General features: G+C 69.6%; 19 protein-coding genes. 8 read left to right on the top strand and 11 right to left on the bottom strand.

Annotation, left to right across the window (positions count from 1 at the left end; all coding sequences use genetic code 11):
• Positions 1–124: 124 nt before the first annotated feature.
• On the bottom strand, positions 125–1,084 hold the full coding sequence (locus RBS12_RS03290) for a D-2-hydroxyacid dehydrogenase family protein (RefSeq protein WP_307964636.1): 960 nt from the start codon (positions 1,082–1,084) through the stop codon (positions 125–127).
• 37 nt (positions 1,085–1,121) lie between these two features.
• Between RBS12_RS03290 and RBS12_RS03285 the strand changes: the two genes are divergently transcribed.
• Positions 1,122–1,784, top strand: coding sequence for a pentapeptide repeat-containing protein (locus RBS12_RS03285; protein ID WP_307964635.1), 663 nt, complete (start codon positions 1,122–1,124; stop codon positions 1,782–1,784).
• Positions 1,785–2,019: 235 nt separating this feature from the next.
• Here RBS12_RS03285 and RBS12_RS03280 read toward each other — a convergent pair whose 3' ends face one another.
• The 5 genes from RBS12_RS03280 to RBS12_RS03260 are packed head-to-tail and all read right to left on the bottom strand — an operon-like array spanning position 2,020 to position 7,862.
• Positions 2,020–2,298, bottom strand: a complete 279-nt coding sequence (locus RBS12_RS03280; RefSeq protein ID WP_307964634.1) for an HPr family phosphocarrier protein — start codon at positions 2,296–2,298, stop codon at positions 2,020–2,022.
• Positions 2,299–2,349: 51 nt separating this feature from the next.
• Positions 2,350–4,062, bottom strand: coding sequence for a putative PEP-binding protein (locus RBS12_RS03275; RefSeq protein WP_307964633.1), 1,713 nt, complete (start codon positions 4,060–4,062; stop codon positions 2,350–2,352).
• Between the two features lie 25 nt (positions 4,063–4,087).
• A complete protein-coding gene (locus RBS12_RS03270; protein ID WP_307964632.1) occupies positions 4,088–6,091 on the bottom strand; it encodes a fructose-specific PTS transporter subunit EIIC in 2,004 nt (667 codons plus the stop codon).
• A gap of 2 nt (positions 6,092–6,093) precedes the next feature.
• Entirely contained in the window at positions 6,094–7,065 is a 972-nt protein-coding gene (locus RBS12_RS03265) for a 1-phosphofructokinase family hexose kinase (protein WP_307964631.1), read from the bottom strand.
• Positions 7,062–7,862 (bottom strand): DeoR/GlpR family DNA-binding transcription regulator, encoded by an 801-nt coding sequence (locus tag RBS12_RS03260; RefSeq protein ID WP_307964915.1) that lies wholly within the window; start codon positions 7,860–7,862, stop codon positions 7,062–7,064. Before RBS12_RS03260 ends, RBS12_RS03265 begins: the two co-directional genes overlap by 4 nt.
• A 230-nt stretch (positions 7,863–8,092) precedes the next feature.
• On the opposite strand from RBS12_RS03260, the gene RBS12_RS03255 reads away from it, so the two are divergent.
• Positions 8,093–8,731 carry a phospholipase gene (locus RBS12_RS03255; protein WP_307964630.1) on the top strand — a complete coding sequence of 213 codons (639 nt, stop codon included), beginning with the start codon at positions 8,093–8,095 and terminating at the stop codon, positions 8,729–8,731.
• 9 nt (positions 8,732–8,740) lie between these two features.
• A complete protein-coding gene (locus RBS12_RS03250) occupies positions 8,741–9,589 on the top strand; it encodes a hypothetical protein (RefSeq protein WP_307964629.1) in 849 nt (282 codons plus the stop codon).
• 209 nt (positions 9,590–9,798) lie between these two features.
• Here the strand turns inward: RBS12_RS03250 and RBS12_RS03245 are convergent, their stop codons facing one another.
• The 3 genes from RBS12_RS03245 to RBS12_RS03235 all read right to left on the bottom strand — a co-directional run bounded on the left by RBS12_RS03245 (position 9,799) and on the right by RBS12_RS03235 (position 13,958).
• Positions 9,799–11,820 carry a hypothetical protein gene (locus tag RBS12_RS03245; RefSeq protein WP_307964628.1) on the bottom strand — a complete coding sequence of 674 codons (2,022 nt, stop codon included), beginning with the start codon at positions 11,818–11,820 and terminating at the stop codon, positions 9,799–9,801.
• 142 nt (positions 11,821–11,962) lie between these two features.
• Complete coding sequence (locus RBS12_RS03240) at positions 11,963–13,171, bottom strand: DUF445 domain-containing protein (protein ID WP_307964627.1); 1,209 nt, start codon at positions 13,169–13,171, stop codon at positions 11,963–11,965.
• A gap of 139 nt (positions 13,172–13,310) precedes the next feature.
• The gene (locus RBS12_RS03235; protein WP_307964626.1) at positions 13,311–13,958 is read right to left on the bottom strand and encodes an XRE family transcriptional regulator; all 648 of its coding nucleotides are present in this window, start codon (positions 13,956–13,958) and stop codon (positions 13,311–13,313) included.
• Positions 13,959–14,109: 151 nt separating this feature from the next.
• Here RBS12_RS03235 and RBS12_RS03230 point away from each other — a divergent pair, with 151 nt between their 5' ends.
• The 4 genes from RBS12_RS03230 to RBS12_RS03215 all read left to right on the top strand — a co-directional run bounded on the left by RBS12_RS03230 (position 14,110) and on the right by RBS12_RS03215 (position 17,709).
• Positions 14,110–15,579, top strand: a complete 1,470-nt coding sequence (locus RBS12_RS03230; protein WP_307964625.1) for an NCS1 family nucleobase:cation symporter-1 — start codon at positions 14,110–14,112, stop codon at positions 15,577–15,579.
• 105 nt (positions 15,580–15,684) lie between these two features.
• Entirely contained in the window at positions 15,685–16,560 is an 876-nt protein-coding gene (locus tag RBS12_RS03225) for a glycerophosphodiester phosphodiesterase family protein (protein ID WP_307964624.1), read from the top strand.
• Complete coding sequence (locus RBS12_RS03220; protein ID WP_373886469.1) at positions 16,553–17,401, top strand: AzlC family ABC transporter permease; 849 nt, start codon at positions 16,553–16,555, stop codon at positions 17,399–17,401. The genes RBS12_RS03225 and RBS12_RS03220 overlap by 8 nt, the downstream gene beginning before the upstream one ends.
• A complete protein-coding gene (locus tag RBS12_RS03215; protein WP_307964623.1) occupies positions 17,398–17,709 on the top strand; it encodes an AzlD domain-containing protein in 312 nt (103 codons plus the stop codon). The genes RBS12_RS03220 and RBS12_RS03215 overlap by 4 nt, the downstream gene beginning before the upstream one ends.
• Positions 17,710–17,805: 96 nt before the next feature.
• Here RBS12_RS03215 and RBS12_RS03210 read toward each other — a convergent pair whose 3' ends face one another.
• Positions 17,806–18,393 (bottom strand): DUF5684 domain-containing protein, encoded by a 588-nt coding sequence (locus RBS12_RS03210; RefSeq protein ID WP_307964622.1) that lies wholly within the window; start codon positions 18,391–18,393, stop codon positions 17,806–17,808.
• Between the two features lie 90 nt (positions 18,394–18,483).
• A complete protein-coding gene (locus RBS12_RS03205) occupies positions 18,484–19,110 on the bottom strand; it encodes a helix-turn-helix domain-containing protein (RefSeq protein ID WP_307964621.1) in 627 nt (208 codons plus the stop codon).
• A gap of 122 nt (positions 19,111–19,232) precedes the next feature.
• Here RBS12_RS03205 and RBS12_RS03200 point away from each other — a divergent pair, with 122 nt between their 5' ends.
• Positions 19,233–19,592, top strand: coding sequence for a thiamine-binding protein (locus tag RBS12_RS03200; protein ID WP_307964620.1), 360 nt, complete (start codon positions 19,233–19,235; stop codon positions 19,590–19,592).
• The last annotated feature ends 34 nt before the right edge of the window (positions 19,593–19,626 follow it).

The following is a 19,626-nucleotide window of genomic DNA, read 5'->3' as shown; positions in this document are numbered from 1 at the left end:
GGTGGGTGCGCGGCGGTTCGGGGGTCACCTTCGGTGGGTGCGCGGTCGTGAGCACCCCCGGAATCTGACCCTTGGACGGCGCCGCACCCGCGCCAGCTGACCCCTGAACGGTCGACGGCGGGCGTCACCCCTTGGGCGGGAGCTCCATGGCCCGCACGGGGGATCCGGAAGCGAACGCCGCGATGTCCTCGACCGCGTCGCGGTAGAACACCTCGTACTGCTCGCGGGTCACGTAGCCGATGTGCGGTGTCAGCACGACGCGCGGCGCGGTCCGCAGGGGATGGTCGGCGGGGAGCGGCTCGACGTCGAACACGTCGAGGGCCGCGAGCCCGAGCCGTCCACCGCGCAGCGCGGAGACGAGCGCGGCCTCGTCCACGATCGGTCCCCGCGACGTGTTGACGAGGATCGCGTCCGGCTTCATGAGGGCGAGCTCGGCCGCGCCGACGAGGCCGCGCGTGCGCTTGGAGAGCACGAGGTGGATCGTGAGGATGTCAGCCGAAGCGAACAGCTCATCCCGGGGCACCCGCCGCACGCCGACCTCGGCCGCCCGCTCATCTGTGAGGTTCTCGCTCCACGCGACGACGTCCATCCCGAACGCGAGCCCGACCTTCGCCACGCGCGATCCCAGGTTCCCGAGCCCGAGCACCCCGAGCCGCGCGCCCTCGAGCCCGCGCCCGACGGTCGTCTGCCACCCGCCCGAAGGAATCGCCCCAAGCTCGACATCGAGGCGCCGCGTGGCCGCATGGATGAGTGCCCACGTGTGCTCGGCGGCGGGCGCGGGCACGTAGCCCGTGTGGCACACGGTGATGCCGCGCGCGGCGGTCGCCTTGAGGTCGATCGACGCGTTGCGCCGGCCCGTCGACACGATGAGCTTGAGCTCGGGGAGGCGAGCGAGGCGTTCGGCCGTGAGCGGGGTCCGCTCGCGCATCGCGACGACGACGTCGTAGCCCTCCAAGGCGGCGACCACGCCGTCGTCGTCCTGGCCCAGGTGCTGCGAGAAGAAGGTGACCTCCGAGCCGAGTGAAGCCCAGTCCGCATACGAGGCGGCCACGCCTTGGTAGTCGTCGAGCACAGCGATTCTCATGGCCACAGCCTAAGCGGGGCGCGACTAGGATCGGTGGGTGAACGCCCGCAGATCCAGCCCCCGACCGCGCCTGACCGAACTCCGCCTCGACCGCCTCGACCCAGGCTTCGCGGGCGACGTCGAGGCCGGCGCACGGGTCGAGGGCCTCGCGTTCGACGGCGCCGACCTCGCCGAGCGCGGGCTCGCGGGGGTCGCCTTCGTCGAGTGCGCGCTCCGGGACGTCTCGGTGCACGAGGCCGACCTCACGGGTGCCTCGTTCGTCGAGACGAGGATGGAACGGCTCAGCGCGCCTGTTCTCTCGGCGCCGCGCTCCCGGTTCCGGGACGTCGAGCTCGAGGGCTCGCGGATCGGCTCGGCCGAGCTGTACGACGGGACGTGGAACGGCGTCGTCGTGCGCGGCTGCAAGCTCGGCTTCGTGAACCTGCGCGGCGCGAAGCTCGCGGACGTGCTCTTCGAGGACTGCGTCATCGAGGAGCTCGACCTCGGCCGCGCGGGCGCGACGCGCGTCGCATTCGACGGCTGCGTGGTCGATTCCCTCGACGTGACCGCCGCTGAACTCGCGGATGTGGACCTTCGCGGCGCACGGATCGGCCGCATCGGCGGCATCGAGGGCCTGCGCGGGGCGATCGTGACCAGCTACCAGGCGGCCGAGCTCGCCGAGGTCATGGCCGCGCACCTCGGCATCGCCGTCGAGGGCTGACGCCGGCCTCCCCAGTTTCCGGCTTCCCCACCTTCCAACCTCCCCGGTTTCAGAGCAGCCGACGGCACGAAACGCCGGCGGTACGCGCGACACTCCGCGCTGGGGTCGCCAATCTTGGGGACGTTGGCACGGCGAGCGCAAGAAACCGAGGACGTTGGCACGGCGAGCGCAAAAAACCGAGGACGACGACGGCGCTGCTCGCCGTCGTCGTCCTCCTTGCCGTGCGCGCGGGGTGCTATTCGGCGTCGTGGTCGGTTTCGAGGATGGTGACGAGGTGGTCGAGGGCGGTTTCGGCGTTGGGGTGGTCGGCGCGGAGGATGACTTTCTGGCCGTATTCGGCGCCGAGGCTCATGAGGGAGAGGATGCTCGAGGCGTCCATGGCCTCGTCGGCGGGCTCGCCTTCCTTGGCGATGGTGACTTCGAAGTCGTATTCGCCGGCGGCCTCGGCGAAGATCGCGGCGGGGCGGGCGTGGAGCCCGACGCGGGAGCCGATGGTTGCGGTACGTTCAGCCATGGAGGCTTCTCTCCTTCTGTTTCTGTCTGTTCTGTTCGTGACGGGGGCAGTTCAGAGGCCGAGCTCGTCGAGGATAGGCAGCGCGGCCCGTACAGCCTGACGCGCCGCTTCGGCGCTCGGAGCGTCGAGGGCCTGGCGTGCGAGCTCCTGGGCCTGGGCCATTGTGACCGTGGCCAGGACATGGGCGACGGCGGGCAGTGCTCGGGGCGTCATCGAGAGTGTCGTGACGCCGAGGCCGGCGAGGACGACGGCGAGGCCTGGGTCGGCGGCTGCCTCGCCGCACACACCCACAGACTTGGGTGCGCCGGTCGCGGCGCGGGCGGTGGTCGCGCCGTCGCACGTCGCCTTGACCAAGTGCAGGACGGCCGGCTGCCAGGGGTCGTTGAGGGTCGCGAGGGGGCCGAGCATACGGTCGGCGGCCATCGTGTATTGGGTGAGGTCGTTGGTGCCGAGGGAGGCGAAGTCCGCGTGAGCCAGGATGTGGGCGGCCGTGAGGGCCGCGGAGGGGACCTCGACCATCACCCCGGCGACGGGGAGCCCCGCGGCGTGCGCCATGTCCGTGAAGGCGGCGGCCTCGTCGGGGGTCGACACCATGGGGGCCATGACCCAGACGTCGGCCTCATGCTCCTTGGCGGCCTGGGCGATCGCAGCGAGCTGGCGAGCAAGCACGCCGGGGGAGGCAGCATCTGTTCGGTACCCGCGCACGCCGAGAGCCGGATTGGGCTCCTGGGTGTCGGTCAGGAACGGGAGAGGCTTGTCCGCGCCGGCGTCCAGGGTGCGGATGACGACCTTCTTGCCTGCGAAGTGCTCGAACACAGCGCCGTAGGCGGCGACTTGCTCGTCGTGGGCGGGTTCGGTGTCACGGTCTAGGAACGCGAATTCGGTGCGGAGCAGTCCGACGCCCTCGGCGCCAGCGGCGGAGGCCTTCGCCGCGTCGGCGCCCGTTGCCACATTGGCGAGGAGCGGCACGGGGTGGCCGTCGGCGAGACGGTTGTCCCCGGCGAAGCTCGCGAGGGCGGTCGCTTGGGCGGCCCACGCTGCTGCGGCATCTCGTTCAGCCTGTGCAGGATCGGTGAGGATCTTTCCGGCCGCGCCGTCGACGAAGACCTCGGTGCCGTCCGGGATCTCGTCAACGCCGTCGGCCGCCACCACGGCAGGCAGGCCGAGCGCCCGGGCCAGGATCGCGGTGTGCGACTGCGGGCCGCCACCGGAAGTGACGAGCGCGAGGACCTTCGATGGGTCCAGAGTTGCTGTGTCCGCGGGGGCGAGGTCCTCAGCGGTCAGGACGAACGGGACGTCGGACGAGGGGACCCCCGGGGCGGGAAGGCCGCGCAGTTCCGCGACGATCCGCCCCCGCACGTCGAGGACGTCCGTGGCGCGCTCGGCCATGTAGCCGCCGAGGCCACGCAATTTCTCGGCGACGGACGCCCCGGACTCCCACACCGCGCGCTCCGCGGTGCGGGGGCCGCCGTCGGCCTCAGGATGGAGCAGTTTCACGGCGCCCTTGACGAGCATGGGGTCAGCGGCCATGAGCGCCGTGGCCTCGAGGACGCCCCGCGCGTCCCCGGTCGCCGCGGCCGCGCGGGCCTTGAGCTCGGACTGGACCGCCTTGGACGCGACCTTGATGCGTTCGGTCTCCGACTCGACCGTCACACCCGCTGGGATCGCCACATTCGCGTGCGGTTCCCGGACGGGGGCCGGCATCTGCCGAACCGGCCCCACCACTCGTCCAGGCGTCACACCGACACCGTGAAACTGCTGCATCTTCGACCTCGAACTTTCTCCGCGTCTATGCGGCGACAGGCTGAGCTTCGACGGCCTCCGGGGCCTTCCGCCCAACGTAGCGCTTGAGGCCGATCGTAACCAGAGCCGTGACGGCAACGCCCACCGCAATCGAAACAACCCACATGATGAAGTTGTCGATCGCGAAGAAGACGAACACGCCGCCGTGCGGGGCCTTGGAGCCCGCGTTGAACGCCATGCTGAGCGCGCCCGTGACGGCGCCGCCGACCATCGAGGCGGGGATGATGCGGAACGGGTCGGCGGCCGCGAACGGAATCGCGCCTTCCGAGATGAACGACGCGCCGAGGAGCCATGCTGCCTTGCCGTTCTCGTGCTCGGCCGCGTTGAACGTCTTCTTGTCGAGGACGGTCGCGAGGGCCATGGCGAGCGGCGGGACCATGCCGGCAGCCATGACGGCGGCCATGATGTGGTACGGCGCCTGGTTGGACGCGCTCGCGGCGCCGAGTCCGGCGACGGCGAACGAGTACGCGACCTTGTTGACCGGGCCGCCGAGGTCGAAGCACATCATGAGGCCGAGGATGATGCCGAGGACGACGGCGGCTGCGCCGGACATGCCCGAGAGCCAGTCGTTGAGGGCCTTCGTGACGAACGCGATGGGGCCGCCGAGGACCACGAACATGAGGCCGGACGCGATGATCGATGCGATGAGCGGGATGATCGCGACGGGCATGAGACCCCGGAGCCACCTCGGTGCGGACAGCGAACCGAGCCAGTGCGCGGTGTAGCCCGCGAGGAGGCCGCCGACGATGCCGCCGAGGAACCCGGCGCCCATGAAGCCCGCGACCGCGCCCGCCGTGAAGCCGGGAGCGATGCCCGGCCGGTCGGCGATTGCGTAGCCGATGTAGCCCGCGAGGGCCGGGACGAGGAAGCCGATCGAGAGGGCACCGATCTTGAACAGCACCGCACCGAGGTAGGCGCCGAGCGGGCCCCACGCCTGTGGGCCGAACTCCGTCGGGAGATTGAAGATGTTGTTGCCGACGACGATCTTGTCGGCGTACTTCGTGATGTCGTAGCCGCCGAGGAGGAAGCCGAGCGCGATGAGCAGACCACCGGCCGCGACAAACGGGATCATGTAGCTGACGCCGGTCAGGAGGACGCGCTTGAGCTTGCCGCCCACGGATTCGCGGCCCTCGGGCTCGGCGACGGCGGGTCCGCCTGCGGCGACGAGGCGGCGGCCGTTGGGGTCGCCGGCGACGGCGAGCGCCTCGTGGAGCATCACGAGCGGCTCGTCGATCGCGCGCTTGACGGGCGACTGCACGTACGGCTTGCCGGCGAAGCGATCCTTGCCGCGCACGTCGACCTCGACCGCGAACACGACCGCGTCGGCGGTGTCGATGACCGTCTGGGGGACGGGCGTCGCGCCCGCCGAGCCCTGGGTCTCGACGACGACGTCGATGCCGCTCTCCTTGCCGGCCGCGATGAGCGAGTCGGCGGCCATGTAGGTGTGCGCGATGCCAGTCGGGCACGCGGTCACGGCGACGACGAGCTTGCGCCTCGCGTGTGCCGGGGCAGCGGGAGCCTCGGCCGGGGCCTCGACGCCGAGGCCGAGCGCCTCGTTGACGAGCCGCACGACCTCTTCGGGGGACGACGCGGCCCGGAGGGACGCGGTGAAGTCCTTCTTGATGAGGCTCCGGGCGAGCTTCGCGAGGAGCTTGAGGTGCTCCTGATCGGCACCCGACGGGGCCGCGATGAAGAACGCGAGATCGGCGGGGCCGTCCTTGGCGCCGAAGTCGACGGGCTGGGAGAGACGGGCCATCGCGAGGGTGGGGACCGTCACCGCCTCCGAGCGGCAATGGGGGATCGCGATGCCCCCGGGCACACCGGTCGCGGTCTTCTGCTCGCGGGCGTACGCGTCGGCGAACAGGCTTTCGGCCGCTGTCGCGCGGCCGGCGTTGACCACCGTCTCGGCGAGCTTGCGGATCACGTCGGCCGAAGAGCCGCCGAGCGAGACGTCCAGCAGGACGAGCTCAGGGCTGATGAGTTCGGTCATGGTCAGTCCTTCGTGAGAGCCGTGATGGTCACGGCGGAGGGATCGGTCTGGTTGACTGCCGGGACGGTTGACCCGGGCAGGGAGGCGGCGGCCGCGCCGTGCGCGACTGCCTGGCGGAGTCGGCCTTCGGCGTCCGCTCCGGAGATGTCGGCCAGGAGGTACCCGGCCAGCGAGGAGTCGCCCGCACCGACGGTGCTGACGGCTTTGATAGGGGAGTGCGCGGCGAACCACGCGCCGTCGGCCGTCACGAGGACGGCTCCCTTCGCGCCGAGGGTCGCGAGGACCGCGCCGACCCCCGCTTCCACGAGCGAGCGTGCGGCGGTGGCCGCCCGCTCCGGCGAGGCCTCGAGTTCCGCCGGGGTGCCGACGTCGGGAAGGCCTACGAGCGCGGCGAGCTCGGCGAGCTCGTCCGCGTTGGGCTTGAGGAGGTCCGGGCGCCCGCCGAGGGAGGCGGCGAGCGGGGCTCCGGACGAATCGATCGCGATCTTCGGGGCGTCGTCGCCGAATTCGGCGCGCAGGCGCTCGGCCGCGGTCGTGTAGAACTCGGTCGGGACGCCGGGCGGTAGCGATCCCGCGAGCACGACCCAGGTCGCTCCGCCGGACTCCTTGACCAGGAGGGCCAGGAGCTGCGCCTGCTGGTCTGCGTCGAGCTGGGGGCCGGGTTCGTTGACCTTGGTCGTCACCCCGCCGGGCTCGGTGAGCGTCACGTTGGAGCGGAGCGCCTGGCCGATCGGGAGGGCCGCGAACGGGACGGCGGTGGCCTCGAGCCCCGCGAGCACGGGGTCCGCGGGGTCGCCCGGGAGGACGGCGACGGTTTCGAGGCCCGAGGCCACGAGCGCGCGGGAGACGTTGACGCCCTTGCCGCCGGATTCCTGCCGCACGGCGACGGCGCGCTGCACCTCTCCGCGGAGGAGCGGTCCGCCCAGCTCGACCGTGCGGTCGAGGCTCGGGTTCGCAGTCAGGGTCACGATCATGGATTTACTGCCTTCACTACTTCCACTCCTGCCTTGTCAAGGGCTGCCGCGAGATCCGGCTCCGGATCGGCGTCGGTGACGAGCGAGTCGAGCTGATCGAGCCGCGCGAACTGCACGAGCGTCTCGACGCCAAGTTTGCTCCCGTCGGCGAGGACGACGACGCGACGCGCCGCGCGTACAAACGCGGCCTTCACCGCGGCCTCATCTGTGTCGGGTGTGCTGAGTCCGAACGCCGCGTCCACGCCGTTCGTGCCGATGACGGCGAGATCGGGGCGAAGGCGTTCGACGGCGTCGATCGTCTCCGGTCCGACGGCCGCCTTGGTGAGCCCGCGGATGCGCCCCCCGAGGAGGTGGACGGCGTGGGCGGGGCTTGCGGCGAGCTTGTCGGCGATCGGAAGCGCGTTCGTGATGATGTGCTGCTCCGCTCCGTTCGATCTCGAGGGCCGCATCCGCAGGAGGACGTCCACGAGCGCCTCGGTCGAGCTGCCCGCGTCGAGGAGGACACTGCCCGGCCGGCTCGTCGCGATGAGCTGTGCCGCGGCTTCGGCGATGAGGAGCTTCTGCGGCAAGTGCTGGACGAGGCGCTCGGAGAGCGTGGTCTCGGTGGTCGAGACGTCGTCGGCCGGGACGGCGCCTCCGTGCACTCGGCGCAGCACGCCCGCCTGCTCGAGCGCCGCGAGGTCGCGGCGCACGGTCTCCGTCGTGACGGCGAAGCGCTCGGCCAGCTCGGTGACGCTGACTCGGCCGGCTTCCGCGACCCGCGCGGCGACGAGCCTTTGGCGCTCCTCGGCGAACATCTGCATCGAACGTCCTTGTCCTTGCGGCCCTCACCTGGGGTGTGGTCCTCGTCACAGCTAACTTTGTTTGATTGACTCTATCTTCGTTTATGTTGGTTTGTCAACGGGTTCCAACACAAACACAGAACCTGCGTTGCGCCGTCACTTTGAGCGGGTGCTCTCCGTCGCGCCGTCAGATCTACTGCGCAGATCTGACGGCGCAACGGGAGGGAGTCGCTACGCTGAACCCCATGCCAGTGCGTCCGCTCGACGTCGTGTGGTCCCGCCCCGAGGGCCAGCGCGAGGGGACCCCCCTCGTCGTCCTCCTTCACGGCTACGGGAGCAATCCCGAATCGATCCTCGCCGCCGCGGGAGGGCTCCCGCCAGAGTTCACGCTCGCGGCCCCGCGTGGCCCGCTCGACGTGGGCGGCGACCGCGGGTGGTTCCTCCTCGACTACTTCCTCGCCAACGATTTCGCCGAGGTCATGGCGACGACGACGGCGGTCCAGGCCTGGGTGAACACCGTCCGGGCAGCCCATTCGAGCGTCGCGCTCCTCGGCTTCTCGCAGGGAATGGCCCTCGCGAGCACCCTCGTGCGCCTCAAGCCCGAGGCGTTCTCCGCCGTCGTCGGCCTCTCTGGCTTTGTGCTCGACAACGAAATCCTCTCGCTCACGGAGAGCCTCCCCGAGCCGCCCGCGTTCTTCTGGGGCCGCGACCCCGACGACGTCGTCATCCATCCGGACGCGGTCGAGGCGACCGCCGAATGGCTCGACTCCCACACCCGACTCACCGCCCGGAGGTATCCGGGCATGGGGCACCGCATCGGCAGGCGGGAGATCGCGGACGTCTCGGTGTTCCTGAGGCATTACGTCCTCAATGCCCGCCACTAGGCTGGGTTCATGGCGAGGAAGAACCCTGCCCTCAAGATCGCCCAGGACACCGCCCACAGAGCCGTGCTCGACCGGGACGGCCAAGCGCGGCCGGGCCTCCAGCGTGTGCTTGTGCGCGCCGTCGACGTTCAACGGCCCCTCGTTGTGGCTAACCTCCGTCGCATGCGGCACCGCCACCCGAACGAAACTTCGGCGGAGCTCCAGAGGCGGCTCGAGCGGGACTACCTAGCGCTCGTGACGGGAACGGGCGCCGCGGTGGGCGGGAGCGCGGCGGTGCCCGGGGTCGGCACTGCGGTGTCCCTCGGCCTCTCTGCCGCCGCAACCGTCGGATTCCTCGAGGGGACGGCCCTGTTCGCGGCGTCCGTCGCGGAACTCCATGGCATCCACCTCGAAGACCCCGAGCGGGCGCGGACCACGGTTATGGCCATCATGCTCGGGGAAGAGGGCACGGCGCTCCTGAGCGCGGTCACGGGCCATGCTCTCGGCACTGGCGCGGGCGCCCGCGGGGTGTGGGGAGCGGTGATCAACCGCTCGCTTCCGGGCCCGGTCGCGCGCATGGTCCAGCGCCAGGTCCAGGAGCGGTTCCTCAAGTGGCTCCTGCGCAAGCAGACCGGGGCCGTCCTTGGCCGGGCCCTTCCGTTCGGCATCGGCGCCGTCGTGGGTGGGATGGGCAACCACGCCATGGGCCGCGCCGTCGTGCGGTCTACGCGCATCGCATTCGGCCCGGCCCCGCTTGCCATCTCCGAGGCCGTGCCGCCGATCGCCCCGGCGGGGTCGCGGGTCGGCGAGACTCCCGAGCAGGCCGTCGAGCGGGAGATCGAGGAGCGTCGCGCCCGGCTGCACCCCGAGGCGCCGTAGGCTCAGTACCCCGATGGCGGCGTCGGGAAGTCGCCTTGTCGCGAAGCCGAACGGGCCGGGCGCCCCCCCCGCCGGGGGGGGGGGGGCCGGGCCCCGGGGGGGGAGTAGTGAAGTAAACCCGGTGGGGGGGGGGGGGATGTGCCGTTGTCGCGACCCCGACGGGGCGGGCCCCCCGCGGGGGGGGGGGGGGGGCGCCCGGACCCGGGGTGCTACTTCTTGCAGAACGCGATGTAGTCAGTGAGCGGCGGGTACGGAACACTGTCGCCGGTCGTGAGGAGGACCTCGACGCTCAGGCTCAGCAGGTACGCGCACGGGGCCAGCGACCCGAACGACCACCCGCCCGCGGGCACTGCGTCGCCGTAGAGGTTCGCGCCGGCCGTCGAGCCCGCGTCCGGCATGAGCGTGAACGCGAACGGACCGCCCGGGCCCTCGAGCTTGGCCGAGACGGCGCCGAGATGCGAATGCGCGGCCGTGAACTTGACCGTGAGCGAATCAGAGAGCGTGGAGCACGGGTTGACCCGGAGCTCCTCGATTCCGATGTCCGAGACCGCGAGTTCGTTCGATGCCCCGAACAGGCCACCAGGCCAGTACGGGTGGTGGGACACGTTGTTGTACAGCGTGTTGTTGATCGCGATGTGCGAACACGTTCCGGCGTCGGTGCCCGAGCCGCTCGTGCCCTGATTGCGCAGCCGCATCCGGACGCCGTAGTGGACGTCCGTCATGAGCGGCGCGTTGGCCGAGGCGCCCGCGACGACGCCGGTCTCGTCGACCGAGGCCGTGTAGGGGAGCGTCGGCGTCATGAAGTTGATGAGTGCGTCCCCCGGGTAGAACCGCCAGTTCGGGTCCGGCACCGGCACCATGGGCGGCACCGGGAACATGGGCGGGACCTTGATCCAGCCGTCGGGGCTCGGCGTGATGTTGAAGTCCCCGGGAGTCGAGCCGTTGACGACGACGCGGATCTCCTCGAAGAAGGGGAAGACGCCAAGGGGACGCTCGAACACCCCGATCTCTGTCGCCGCGATCTGCGCCGGCACCACGGGCTGCCATGACGTCGGGAGGATCGGTGTGCCGTCCGCGAGCGTGCTGCCGTCCGAGTTCGTGTGGACGGTCTCGAAGCGGTACTCGACGAGCGGTGCGCCGTCGACGAGCGAGAGCCCGCCGTTGAGCCGCAGCGTCGAGTAGAAGGCCCGCGCGTCGGCGACGGTCAGGCCCGTGCTGCCGGGAGCGCTGTGGACGTCGGTTGCGTAGTGCAGCGCGCCGATCTTCGTGAAGATGCCGAGGTTGCGCGGCGGGCACACGCAGAAGCAGAAACGCGTGCAGCGCAGGAGGCACACCCAGTGGCAGAACTGGAGGCAGAACCGCTCGTAGCCGAACTCCTTCGCGAGTTCGCCCACCAGCTCCGCGTCGCCGCGGAGGGCCGCGGCCGCGAGCCGTTCGAGGCCCGCCTGGGGGAGCGCCGCCGTCGCCCGTGCGAATTCGAGCATCTCCCCAATCGGCGATTCGGGCAGCGGGAGCGGGAACCTCCGGCAGAGCTCGATGCACCGCAGGAAGCACCGCCAGCTGCAGAACCACTCGCACACGAGCCGACACCACGGGCCGAGCGAGGCCCGTTCGAGGACGTCCTGGAGTCCCAGACACAGGTCGGCGATGACGGCCTTCTCGGCCTCGGCGAAGAGCTCACGGTCTGCGGCGAGTGCGCCGATAGCGCGCCCGGCAGCCGAGAGTTCATCGACGAGGCTCGGCCGTTCGACCACGGGTTGCGGATTGCAGACCACCTCGCAGACGAGGCGGTAGTGGACTGCCGAGGCCCAATGGCACAGCTCGTGGCTGAACCGAGAGGCGTCGGCCTGGTGGACGAGGCTGTCCCAGGACGCGCGGCTCCGTTCTGTCACGGCGGTCGCGAGAAGTTCGACCAATTCTTCGTCGGCGGCTATTTTCGCGACGACCTGGGCGAATCCGAACGCATCCTGCACGATCTCCTCGGGCGGCGGTCCCGCGAGTTCGAGGCACAGCAGAACGGTTTCCTTGCTGCGCAGCCACCGGCAGATGATTTCGCATTGTTCGGTGAGCTGATGTCGGGCCAGCAGGCTGGCCATCGACTCGCCGTCTTGCGCACGGAACGCGTCGACGGCGGCGCGGAACGCCTCTTCGTTGGCTGCGAGGGTGCCGAGTGCGGCAGCACCTGCAATAAGCTCGTCGAGCTCCTGACGGCCAGTCGGCTCTTCGGCCATGACCATCCCTGTCCCTTCATAGGAAGTATGGAAAGTGGGATGCGCGCGCACGCAGTGCCATTTTCTAACTTCGACAGAAAAAGGGTCAATGGCTAGAGAATATTGTCAAGATAATGATATTCAGCACTCAGTGAGCGGGTTGTCAGCCGCCGAATACTGCGTGGGCCACGGCATAGATCAGGATGCCCGCGAGGGCCCCGACGATGGTTCCGTTGAGCCGGATGTACTGGAGGTCCCGCCCGACTTGGAGCTCGATCTTCTGTGATGTCTCCTCGGCGTCCCAGCGCGCGATCGTGTCCTCGATGACGCCCGCGATGTCTGAGCGGTACGTCGCGACGATGTAGCCCGCGGCGTCTCCGATCCACGCGTTGACCTTTCCCGCGAGTTCGTCCTCGGCGACAAGCCTCGCGCCGAAGTCCCGCACCGCCGTCGTGAATCGCTGGTAGAGCTCGCTGTGCGGGTCGTTGACGGCGTCGAGGAGGGCGTGCTTGATGGTCGTCCACGTGCGGCGAGCGAGGTCTCGGACCTCGGGGTCGCCGAGGATTTGGCCCTTGAGGTTCTCTGCCCGCGCGATCATGGCCGGTTCGAACTGGAGGTCGCGCGCGAGATCCGTGAGGTACTTGTCGATCGACTTGCGCACTTGGTGATTCTGATCCGCCTGCACTGCGGCAACGAACTTGGAGAGCTCGATGTAGACCTTGTCGCCTACGAGCTCGTTCGCGAAGTTCGGCACCCACGAGGGCGAGCGGTCCGTCACGACCCGCGTGACGATCGAGTAGTTCCCGGCGACCCACTCCGCCGCACGGTCCACAAGGAGGTCCACGAGCCGGTGGTGGTGCCCCGCCTCGAACACGCGCTCGGCGAGCCGCCCGAGGGGCGGCCCCCACGGCGGGGTGAGCAGATGCTTGCGGACGAGCCCCTCGATGACGGTCTGGACGTCGTCGTCATTGAGCACGGTAAAGGCTCCGCGGACGACGGCGGCGCCCTCCCGCGCGACCCGCTCGGCTCCCGCGGGGGTCGCGAGCCACGCGCCCGCCTTGCGCGCGATGTCCGCCGAATCCAGCTTCGCCCGCACGACGTCGGCCGAGAGGAAGTTGTCCTCGACGAAACTGCTCAGCGCCGTGCCGATCTGATCCTTGCGTCGCGGGATGATCGCCGTGTGCGGGATCTTGATCCCCATCGGATACCGGAAGAGTGCGGTGACGGCGAACCAGTCGGCGAGGGCGCCGACCATTCCGCCCTCCGCGGCGGCCCGGATGTACTGGAGCCACGGGAACTGGGCCTGGAGCGCGAACGCGACCGCGAACACGACGGCCATCGCGATGAGCAGGCTCAGGGCGATCGTCTTCATGCTGCGGAGGCCGGCCGCACGCTCGGCGTCCGCGGGGCTCAGCTCGCGCCGGACCTGCCTCTGCGGCCGATCCCTGAGCCCTTTATCCCTGAGCCCTTTATCCCTCCGGCGTCGATCGAGCGTCACCATACGCCTCACCCTACTCGTGCGGGCTGACAAGCGAAGGGCCGTCATCGCCCTGCGGCGTCCGTGGGACTCCGCCCGGGGAGTGCAGGATGATCCACGTCGCGACGGCGTCGTCATGGGAGCGGTTCGAGAGCAGGTGTGGCGTGGTGCTCGGGAACGAGATCGAGTCTCCGGCGCACAGGGTCAGGGTCTCCGATCCGAGTTCCACGGTGAGTTCCCCGGAGGTCACGGTCCCGAGCTCGAGGCCCTCGTGCTGGACCGGGGCCCCGGCATTGGATGCGGAGCCGGGAGGGTAGACGGACTCGAAGAACTCGACGCCGTCGACAGGGCGCGGCGTGAGACGCCGGATGGTCACCCCGCCGCGGACCGGGACGGCGCGGATGTCTCCCGAGCGGGCGACGACGACGCCCTCCGCGCGGACGATCGCGCCGGGAGGAAGGCTTCCGGGGGCGAAGGCGGACGTGAGGGGGACCCCGAGGGCTTCGGTCATGGCGATGACGCGTCCGAGCGACGGTTGGAGATGCCCGCGCTCGATCTGCGAGACGGCGCTCGGGCTGATACCCAGCTTCTTGGCGAGGCCGCGGAGGGTCACGCCCGCGGATTCGCGCAGGGACCTCAGGCGCGCCCCGACGCCTTGCGCAACTTCGTCCGGGATGGTCACCGGGCCCCCTTCTTGCGACGCTTGAAATGTGGTCCTACGGTTTCACACGCTCTTTACACGAGCGAAACGGGACGAGCGATCCGCGTTTCTACCGTGGAGGGGTGTTAAGCGCCCGCTTAACACGTCGCTACCTCCCGGGAAGGCGGGACACATGTCCACCTCCACACCCCCTGCCGTGACGACAACCGTCGCGGATCGCGACCCGCGCCTCTCCAACAAGGATCTCGTTCCTCTCGAGGATCAGCATTGGGGCGCGTACAACATCTTCGCGTTCTGGATGTCCGATGTGCACAGTGTCGGCGGGTACCTGACCGCGGGCAGCCTCTTCGCGCTCGGGCTGGCCTCGTGGCAAGTGCTCGTCGCGCTCGTCGTCGGGATCGTGATCGTGCAGCTCTTCTGCAACCTCGTTGCGAAGCCCAGCCAGGTCACGGGCGTGCCGTACCCGGTCATCAACCGCGCGATTTTCGGGGTCAAGGGCGCGAACATCCCGGCCATCATCCGCGGCTCCATCGCCATCGCCTGGTACGGGGTGCAGACGTATTTGGCCTCTCAGTCGCTCGTGATCGTGATGCTCAAGTTCTGGCCCTCCCTGGCCCCGCTCGCGGTGAACGGGAACGGCTTCCTGGGCCTCTCGGCGCTGGGGTACATCGCCTACGCGATCCTGTGGGTCGCCCAGGGGTTCGTGTTCTGGCGCGGCATGGAGGCGATCAAGCGCTTCGTCGACTGGGCCGGCCCGGCGGTTTACGTCGTCATGGTCCTCCTCGCGATTTACCTCGTGTCCAAGGCCGGCTGGGACCACGTCTCCCTGAACCTCTCGGTGGGCAAGACCCTCGACTTCGGGGCCTCCATCCCGGTCATGCTCTCGGCGATCGCGCTCGTGGTGAGCTACTTCTCCGGTCCGATGCTCAACTTCGGCGACTTCTCCCGCTACGCGAAGTCCTTCGACAAGGTCAAGAAGGGCAACTTCCTGGGCCTTCCCGTGAACTTCCTCTTCTTCTCGCTCCTGACCGTCATCACTGCCTCCGCGACCGTGCCGGTGTTCGGCGAGCTCATCACCGATCCGATCGAGACCGTCTCCCGGATCGACGCCCCGTTCGCGACCATCCTGGGCGGGCTGACCTTCGTGACCGCGACCGTCGGCATCAACATCGTGGCCAACTTCATCTCCCCGGCGTTCGACTTCTCCCACGTGAACCCGCAGAAGATCTCCTGGCGCGCCGGCGGGATGATCGCCGCCGTCGGCTCGGTCCTGCTGACCCCGTGGAACTGGTACTCGAACCCGACCGCGATCCAGTGGTCCCTGGGCATCCTCGGCGGTCTCATCGGGCCGTTGTTCGGGATCCTCATCGCCGGCTATTTCGTCATCTCCCGCCAGAAGGTCTGGGTCGAGGAGATGTACACCATGAGCCCGACCGGCCGCTACTGGTTCGTCAACGGCTTCAATCCCAACGCGGTGTGGGCCACCATCATCGCCGGCGTCCCCTCGATCGCCTCCGGCCTCGTCCCGAGCCTCATCGGCCAGGCCAAGTGGATCTCCGACTACTCGTGGTTCATCGGCTGCGGCATCGGCTTCGTCGCCTTCATCGCCCTCGAACGCGCACGGCCGCGCATCGTGGTCTAACCCTCGCGCAATTGTCGGACAGTGCTGGGTGCAGAGCCCCTTGACCCGGCATATCCCGACAATTGCGCGGCGAGGGGGCGCCCGGAAGTCGGCTAGCTTAGAACTATGACTACCGAGCGCCCCCTCGTGTACGCCCATCGCGGTGCGAGCGCCCAGTTCGCCGAACACACGCGCGCCGCCTATCTCCAAGCCATCGCAGACGGCGCGGACGGCGTCGAATGCGACGTCCACCTCACCCGGGACCAGCACGTCGTCCTGCTCCACGACCCCAACCTTGACCGCACGTCCAACGGCACGGGACCCGTCGCGGACCGTACCCTCGACGAGCTGCGCGACCTCGACTTCTCGTCGTGGAAGGGGGCGCGCATCCCCGTCGAGTACGGTGCCGTGACCCAGCAGCTCCTCACGCTGCCGGAGTTACTCGACCTCCTCGCGGACGCCGGGCGCGAGATCGGTCTCGCGATCGAGCTCAAGCACCCGAGCCCCTACCAGCTCAGGCTCGAGGACACCGTGCTCGGCATCCTCGCCGACCGCGGCTGGGACGCGTGGACCTCGAAGCTCGGGAATGTCCTGGTGAGTTTCATGAGCTTCGACGCGGACGCGGTGCGCTACCTCCTCGATCGCGTTCCGGCCGAGCACGTGTGCATGCTCGTTGACGACGTCCACCTCGACGACGTGCGGGCCGACCTCGCGCTCGGCCGGCTCACGGGCGGCGCCGTCGCGAACATGCTCAAGGCCGCGCAGGCCGAGGCCGAGGCGATCCTCGACGGCGGCCACGCCGGCATCGCCGGGCCGGGCATCGGCTACGTGCGCAATCACCCCAACCGCGTGCGCGACTGGCTCGCGGACGGCCGCCGCTTCCGCGTGTGGACCGTCGATAAGCCCGAGGACGTCGACCACTGCCTCGCCACAGGCATCCAGGAGATCACGACCAACCGGCCGGCCGAGGTCCTCGACCGCGTGCGCGCGGCCGTTGTCTGACGGGCATCCGCAGCGGGCGGGCGGACCGGACGACGGCGCGGCCCCCGTTCCGCTTCGCTCGTCACCTGGGTTCCGGGTCGGGCTGTCCATCGCCGTCGCGACGGGCCTCTACGGGGTCTCGTTCGGCGCGCTCGGGGTCGCGTCAGGCCTGAGCATTCTCCAGACGATCGCCCTGAGCCTGCTCATGTTCACGGGCGGCTCGCAGTTCGCCTTCATCGGCGTCGTCGGCGGAGGCGGCGCGGGTGCGGCGGCCGCCGCGGCAGCGACGCTCCTCGGGATCCGCAACGCGGTTTATGGGATGCAGCTCAACGCGATGCTCGCGCCCCGCGGCTGGCGTCGATTCGCCGTGGCGCAGGTCACGATCGACGAGTCGACCGCGACAGCCTCGGGCCAGCGCGAGCGGCTCGAGCAGCGGCGCGGATTCTGGACCGCGGGCCTCGGGATCTACGTCCTGTGGAACATCTTCACCGCCGTCGGTGCGTTCGCCGGCAACGCGCTCGGCGACCCGAAGCAATGGGGGCTCGACGGCGCGGCCGTGGCCGCATTCCTCGGCCTCCTGTGGCCACGCCTCAAAGGCCGCGAACCCGCCGCGATCGCCGTCGTCTGTGCGCTCGCAACGGTTCTTGCCGTCCCCTTCGTCCCGCCCGGCGTCCCGATTCTCGTGGCGGCGTTCGTCGCCGCCGTCCTCGGGTGGGTGAGCCACGCGCGGGCGACGGCGGGGCGTCCCCTTGAGGTCGAAGGTCTCGAGCCCGATGTGGACCCCTACGGCCATAGGGGGCGCGAGACCGCGCACGAGCCCCGAGACGCGCGCGACGCGCGGGCGGAGGGCGACGCCGAATGAACCTCTGGGCGTGGGTCATCCTCGCGAGCGGTGCCGCGTATGCGATCAAGCTTCTGGGCTATCTCCTGCCGCGGCGCTGGATGGAGAACGAGCGCATGACCCGCATCGCGGGAACCATGACGATCGGGCTCCTCGCCTCCCTCACGGCGGTCAACGCCGTCGCGCACGGGCAGGCGATCGCGGTCGACGCCCGCCTCGGCGCTCTGGCCGCCGCCGCCGTCGCCCTCGTGCTCCGGGCGCCGTTCCTCGTCGTCGTCCTGGTGGGCGCGGCTGCGGCCGCCGGACTGCGCCTCATCGGCTGGGGCTGATCCCGCTCGCGTGAAAGACTGCGGCCCCGGCGAGAGCTGGCGGTACCGAACCGCCAAGGCCCGCCGGGGCCGTTGAGAATGCCTGGTCGAAAGGGGTTACTGCTGCGGCGCCCCGGGCTCGCCCGGCTGCTGCGGCGGCTGCTGGCCGTACTGCTGCGGGGGCTGGTAACCCTGCTGCGGCTGCTGGCCATACTGCTGCGGCGGCGCCTGGTAGCCCTGCTGCTGGCCGTAGAACCCCTGGGCCTGCGGGCCCATGAGCGCGCCCTGGCCGAGGTACGGCGACTGGCCGTAGCCGAGGATCGAGACGAAGACGACAGGCAGGAGGACGAGGCCGACCGTCCACGCGGTGTCCTTGCCGAAGGACTTCGCGAGATCGTTCATGACGAAGATCTGGAGGACGAGCACGCCGATCCACGCGAGGAAGCCGATGAACGGGATGAAGGCCAAGACCGAGGCGCCGACGTAGAGCCAGATCCACCAGGACGGGCGGCCGACGATGTCGAGGAGGAGGTAGACGTTGTAGTAGGGAACGAACGCAGCCCACGTGGGCTTGCCGGCCTTTCGGAAGACCCCCATCAAGACGAGGCCCGTGACGGCAAATCCAATGACGAGGCTGAAGATCAGGGAGACGAAGGCAATCCCCATGGCGGCCGCGCTCGCGGCGCTGTCGTTGTATGTACTCATAAGGTGCATGAGCGAGACATTAGTCGCAGGATTGGACTTTTGGCGACAGGTTGAGGTGAACATTCTCCCTGTCGCGGGTGAAGGATCGTGTCAGAGTGGAAGGTCGACCTCGGGAATTGCCTCGAGAGGTGGTAGCGGGCGCGGCTCGCGATGCGTGCGGATCGCGTCCTCGACGAGTGCGACATAGCGTGTCCACGCCGTCGACCCCGGCGCCACGGTGTCCCCGACGCCGATGAGCATGGCAACGAGCCGAACCATGTCGAGGAGCCGCAGTTCCTCGCGGAGCGTCCCCTGTTCCTGCCCGCGATTGAGGAGGATCCCCAGGGACTCGATGAGCTTGCCCGCGAGCCCGACGAGGAGCTGGCGCCGGCCTGCGACGGCGGAAAGCAGATGATGTTCTTCGTTCGCGACCTGCATGACCGCGCCGAGGACCTCGACGAGCCCGGCCGCCGCGTCCGGATTCGCGAGCGCCTGCTCGGCCACCGGCTCGACCTTGAGCTTGATCTGCCGTTCGATGGCCGCGAGGACGAGCTCGTCCTTGTCGGCGAAGTTGCGGAAGAGCGTCGCCGGGCCCACGCCGGCCCGATCGGCCACGGCCTTGAGCGAGACGTGCGGGCCTTCCTCGCGGAAGCATTCGAGCGCCGCTGTGATGATCTTCTCGATGTTGCGGGCCGCATCCGCGCGCATGGGCTTCCGCCACGCTCCTTCGTACTGCATGCCTACACCGTATCTACCGAGAGTAACGGTTTCGTTCATGTGAAGCGTCCCACACGGGAATGCGGCATTTTTCGCGCGACTATGTGGCTGGCGGCCCCCGCGGCCCGTGCGAGACTGGTCGCATGATCGTTGCCTTCTCCGTCGCCCCGTCCGGCGAGCGCCCAGCGGAGGCCGGGCACTCGGCGTCGTCTGCTTCCCCGGCTTCGTCGTTTTCGTCGGATTCAGTGCACGACGCCGTGGCCGCCGCCGTGACGATCGTGCGCGAATCTGGCGTCCCGAACCGGACAAGCTCGATGTTCACCGAGATCGAGGGCGAATGGGACGAGGTCATGGACGTCGTCAAGCGGGCCACGGAGGCAGTTGGCCGCTACGGCTCGCGGGTTTCCCTCGTGCTCAAGGCGGACATCCGGCCCGGGCACACGGGCGAGCTCGACGGCAAGGTCGAACGCCTTGAGCGGGCGATCGCCGAGCAGCGCGGCTGAGCCCCTTCCCACGGCGAGCCCGCGCGGGTGAGAC

This window comes from Sinomonas sp. ASV322 (genome assembly GCF_030908245.1).
Classification (GTDB): domain Bacteria; phylum Actinomycetota; class Actinomycetes; order Actinomycetales; family Micrococcaceae; genus Sinomonas.
This window is presented reverse-complemented; position numbering and strand designations above follow the sequence as displayed.

Bases quoted from the DNA above. Each gene is read 5' to 3' on its own strand.
- RBS12_RS03290 (WP_307964636.1), bottom strand. From the start codon at position 1,084: ATGAGAATCGCTGTGCTCGACGACTACCAAGGCGTGGCCGCCTCGTAT.
- RBS12_RS03280 (WP_307964634.1), bottom strand. From the start codon at position 2,298: ATGGCTGAACGTACCGCAACCATCGGCTCCCGCGTCGGGCTCCACGCC.
- RBS12_RS03275 (WP_307964633.1), bottom strand. From the start codon at position 4,062: ATGCAGCAGTTTCACGGTGTCGGTGTGACGCCTGGACGAGTGGTGGGG.
- RBS12_RS03270 (WP_307964632.1), bottom strand. From the start codon at position 6,091: ATGACCGAACTCATCAGCCCTGAGCTCGTCCTGCTGGACGTCTCGCTC.
- RBS12_RS03265 (WP_307964631.1), bottom strand. From the start codon at position 7,065: ATGATCGTGACCCTGACTGCGAACCCGAGCCTCGACCGCACGGTCGAG.
- RBS12_RS03260 (WP_307964915.1), bottom strand. From the start codon at position 7,862: ATGTTCGCCGAGGAGCGCCAAAGGCTCGTCGCCGCGCGGGTCGCGGAA.
- RBS12_RS03255 (WP_307964630.1), top strand. From the start codon at position 8,093: ATGCCAGTGCGTCCGCTCGACGTCGTGTGGTCCCGCCCCGAGGGCCAG.
- RBS12_RS03250 (WP_307964629.1), top strand. From the start codon at position 8,741: ATGGCGAGGAAGAACCCTGCCCTCAAGATCGCCCAGGACACCGCCCAC.
- RBS12_RS03245 (WP_307964628.1), bottom strand. From the start codon at position 11,820: ATGGCCGAAGAGCCGACTGGCCGTCAGGAGCTCGACGAGCTTATTGCA.
- RBS12_RS03240 (WP_307964627.1), bottom strand. From the start codon at position 13,171: ATGAAGACGATCGCCCTGAGCCTGCTCATCGCGATGGCCGTCGTGTTC.
- RBS12_RS03230 (WP_307964625.1), top strand. From the start codon at position 14,110: ATGTCCACCTCCACACCCCCTGCCGTGACGACAACCGTCGCGGATCGC.
- RBS12_RS03225 (WP_307964624.1), top strand. From the start codon at position 15,685: ATGACTACCGAGCGCCCCCTCGTGTACGCCCATCGCGGTGCGAGCGCC.
- RBS12_RS03215 (WP_307964623.1), top strand. From the start codon at position 17,398: ATGAACCTCTGGGCGTGGGTCATCCTCGCGAGCGGTGCCGCGTATGCG.
- RBS12_RS03210 (WP_307964622.1), bottom strand. From the start codon at position 18,393: ATGAGTACATACAACGACAGCGCCGCGAGCGCGGCCGCCATGGGGATT.
- RBS12_RS03205 (WP_307964621.1), bottom strand. From the start codon at position 19,110: ATGCAGTACGAAGGAGCGTGGCGGAAGCCCATGCGCGCGGATGCGGCC.
- RBS12_RS03200 (WP_307964620.1), top strand. From the start codon at position 19,233: ATGATCGTTGCCTTCTCCGTCGCCCCGTCCGGCGAGCGCCCAGCGGAG.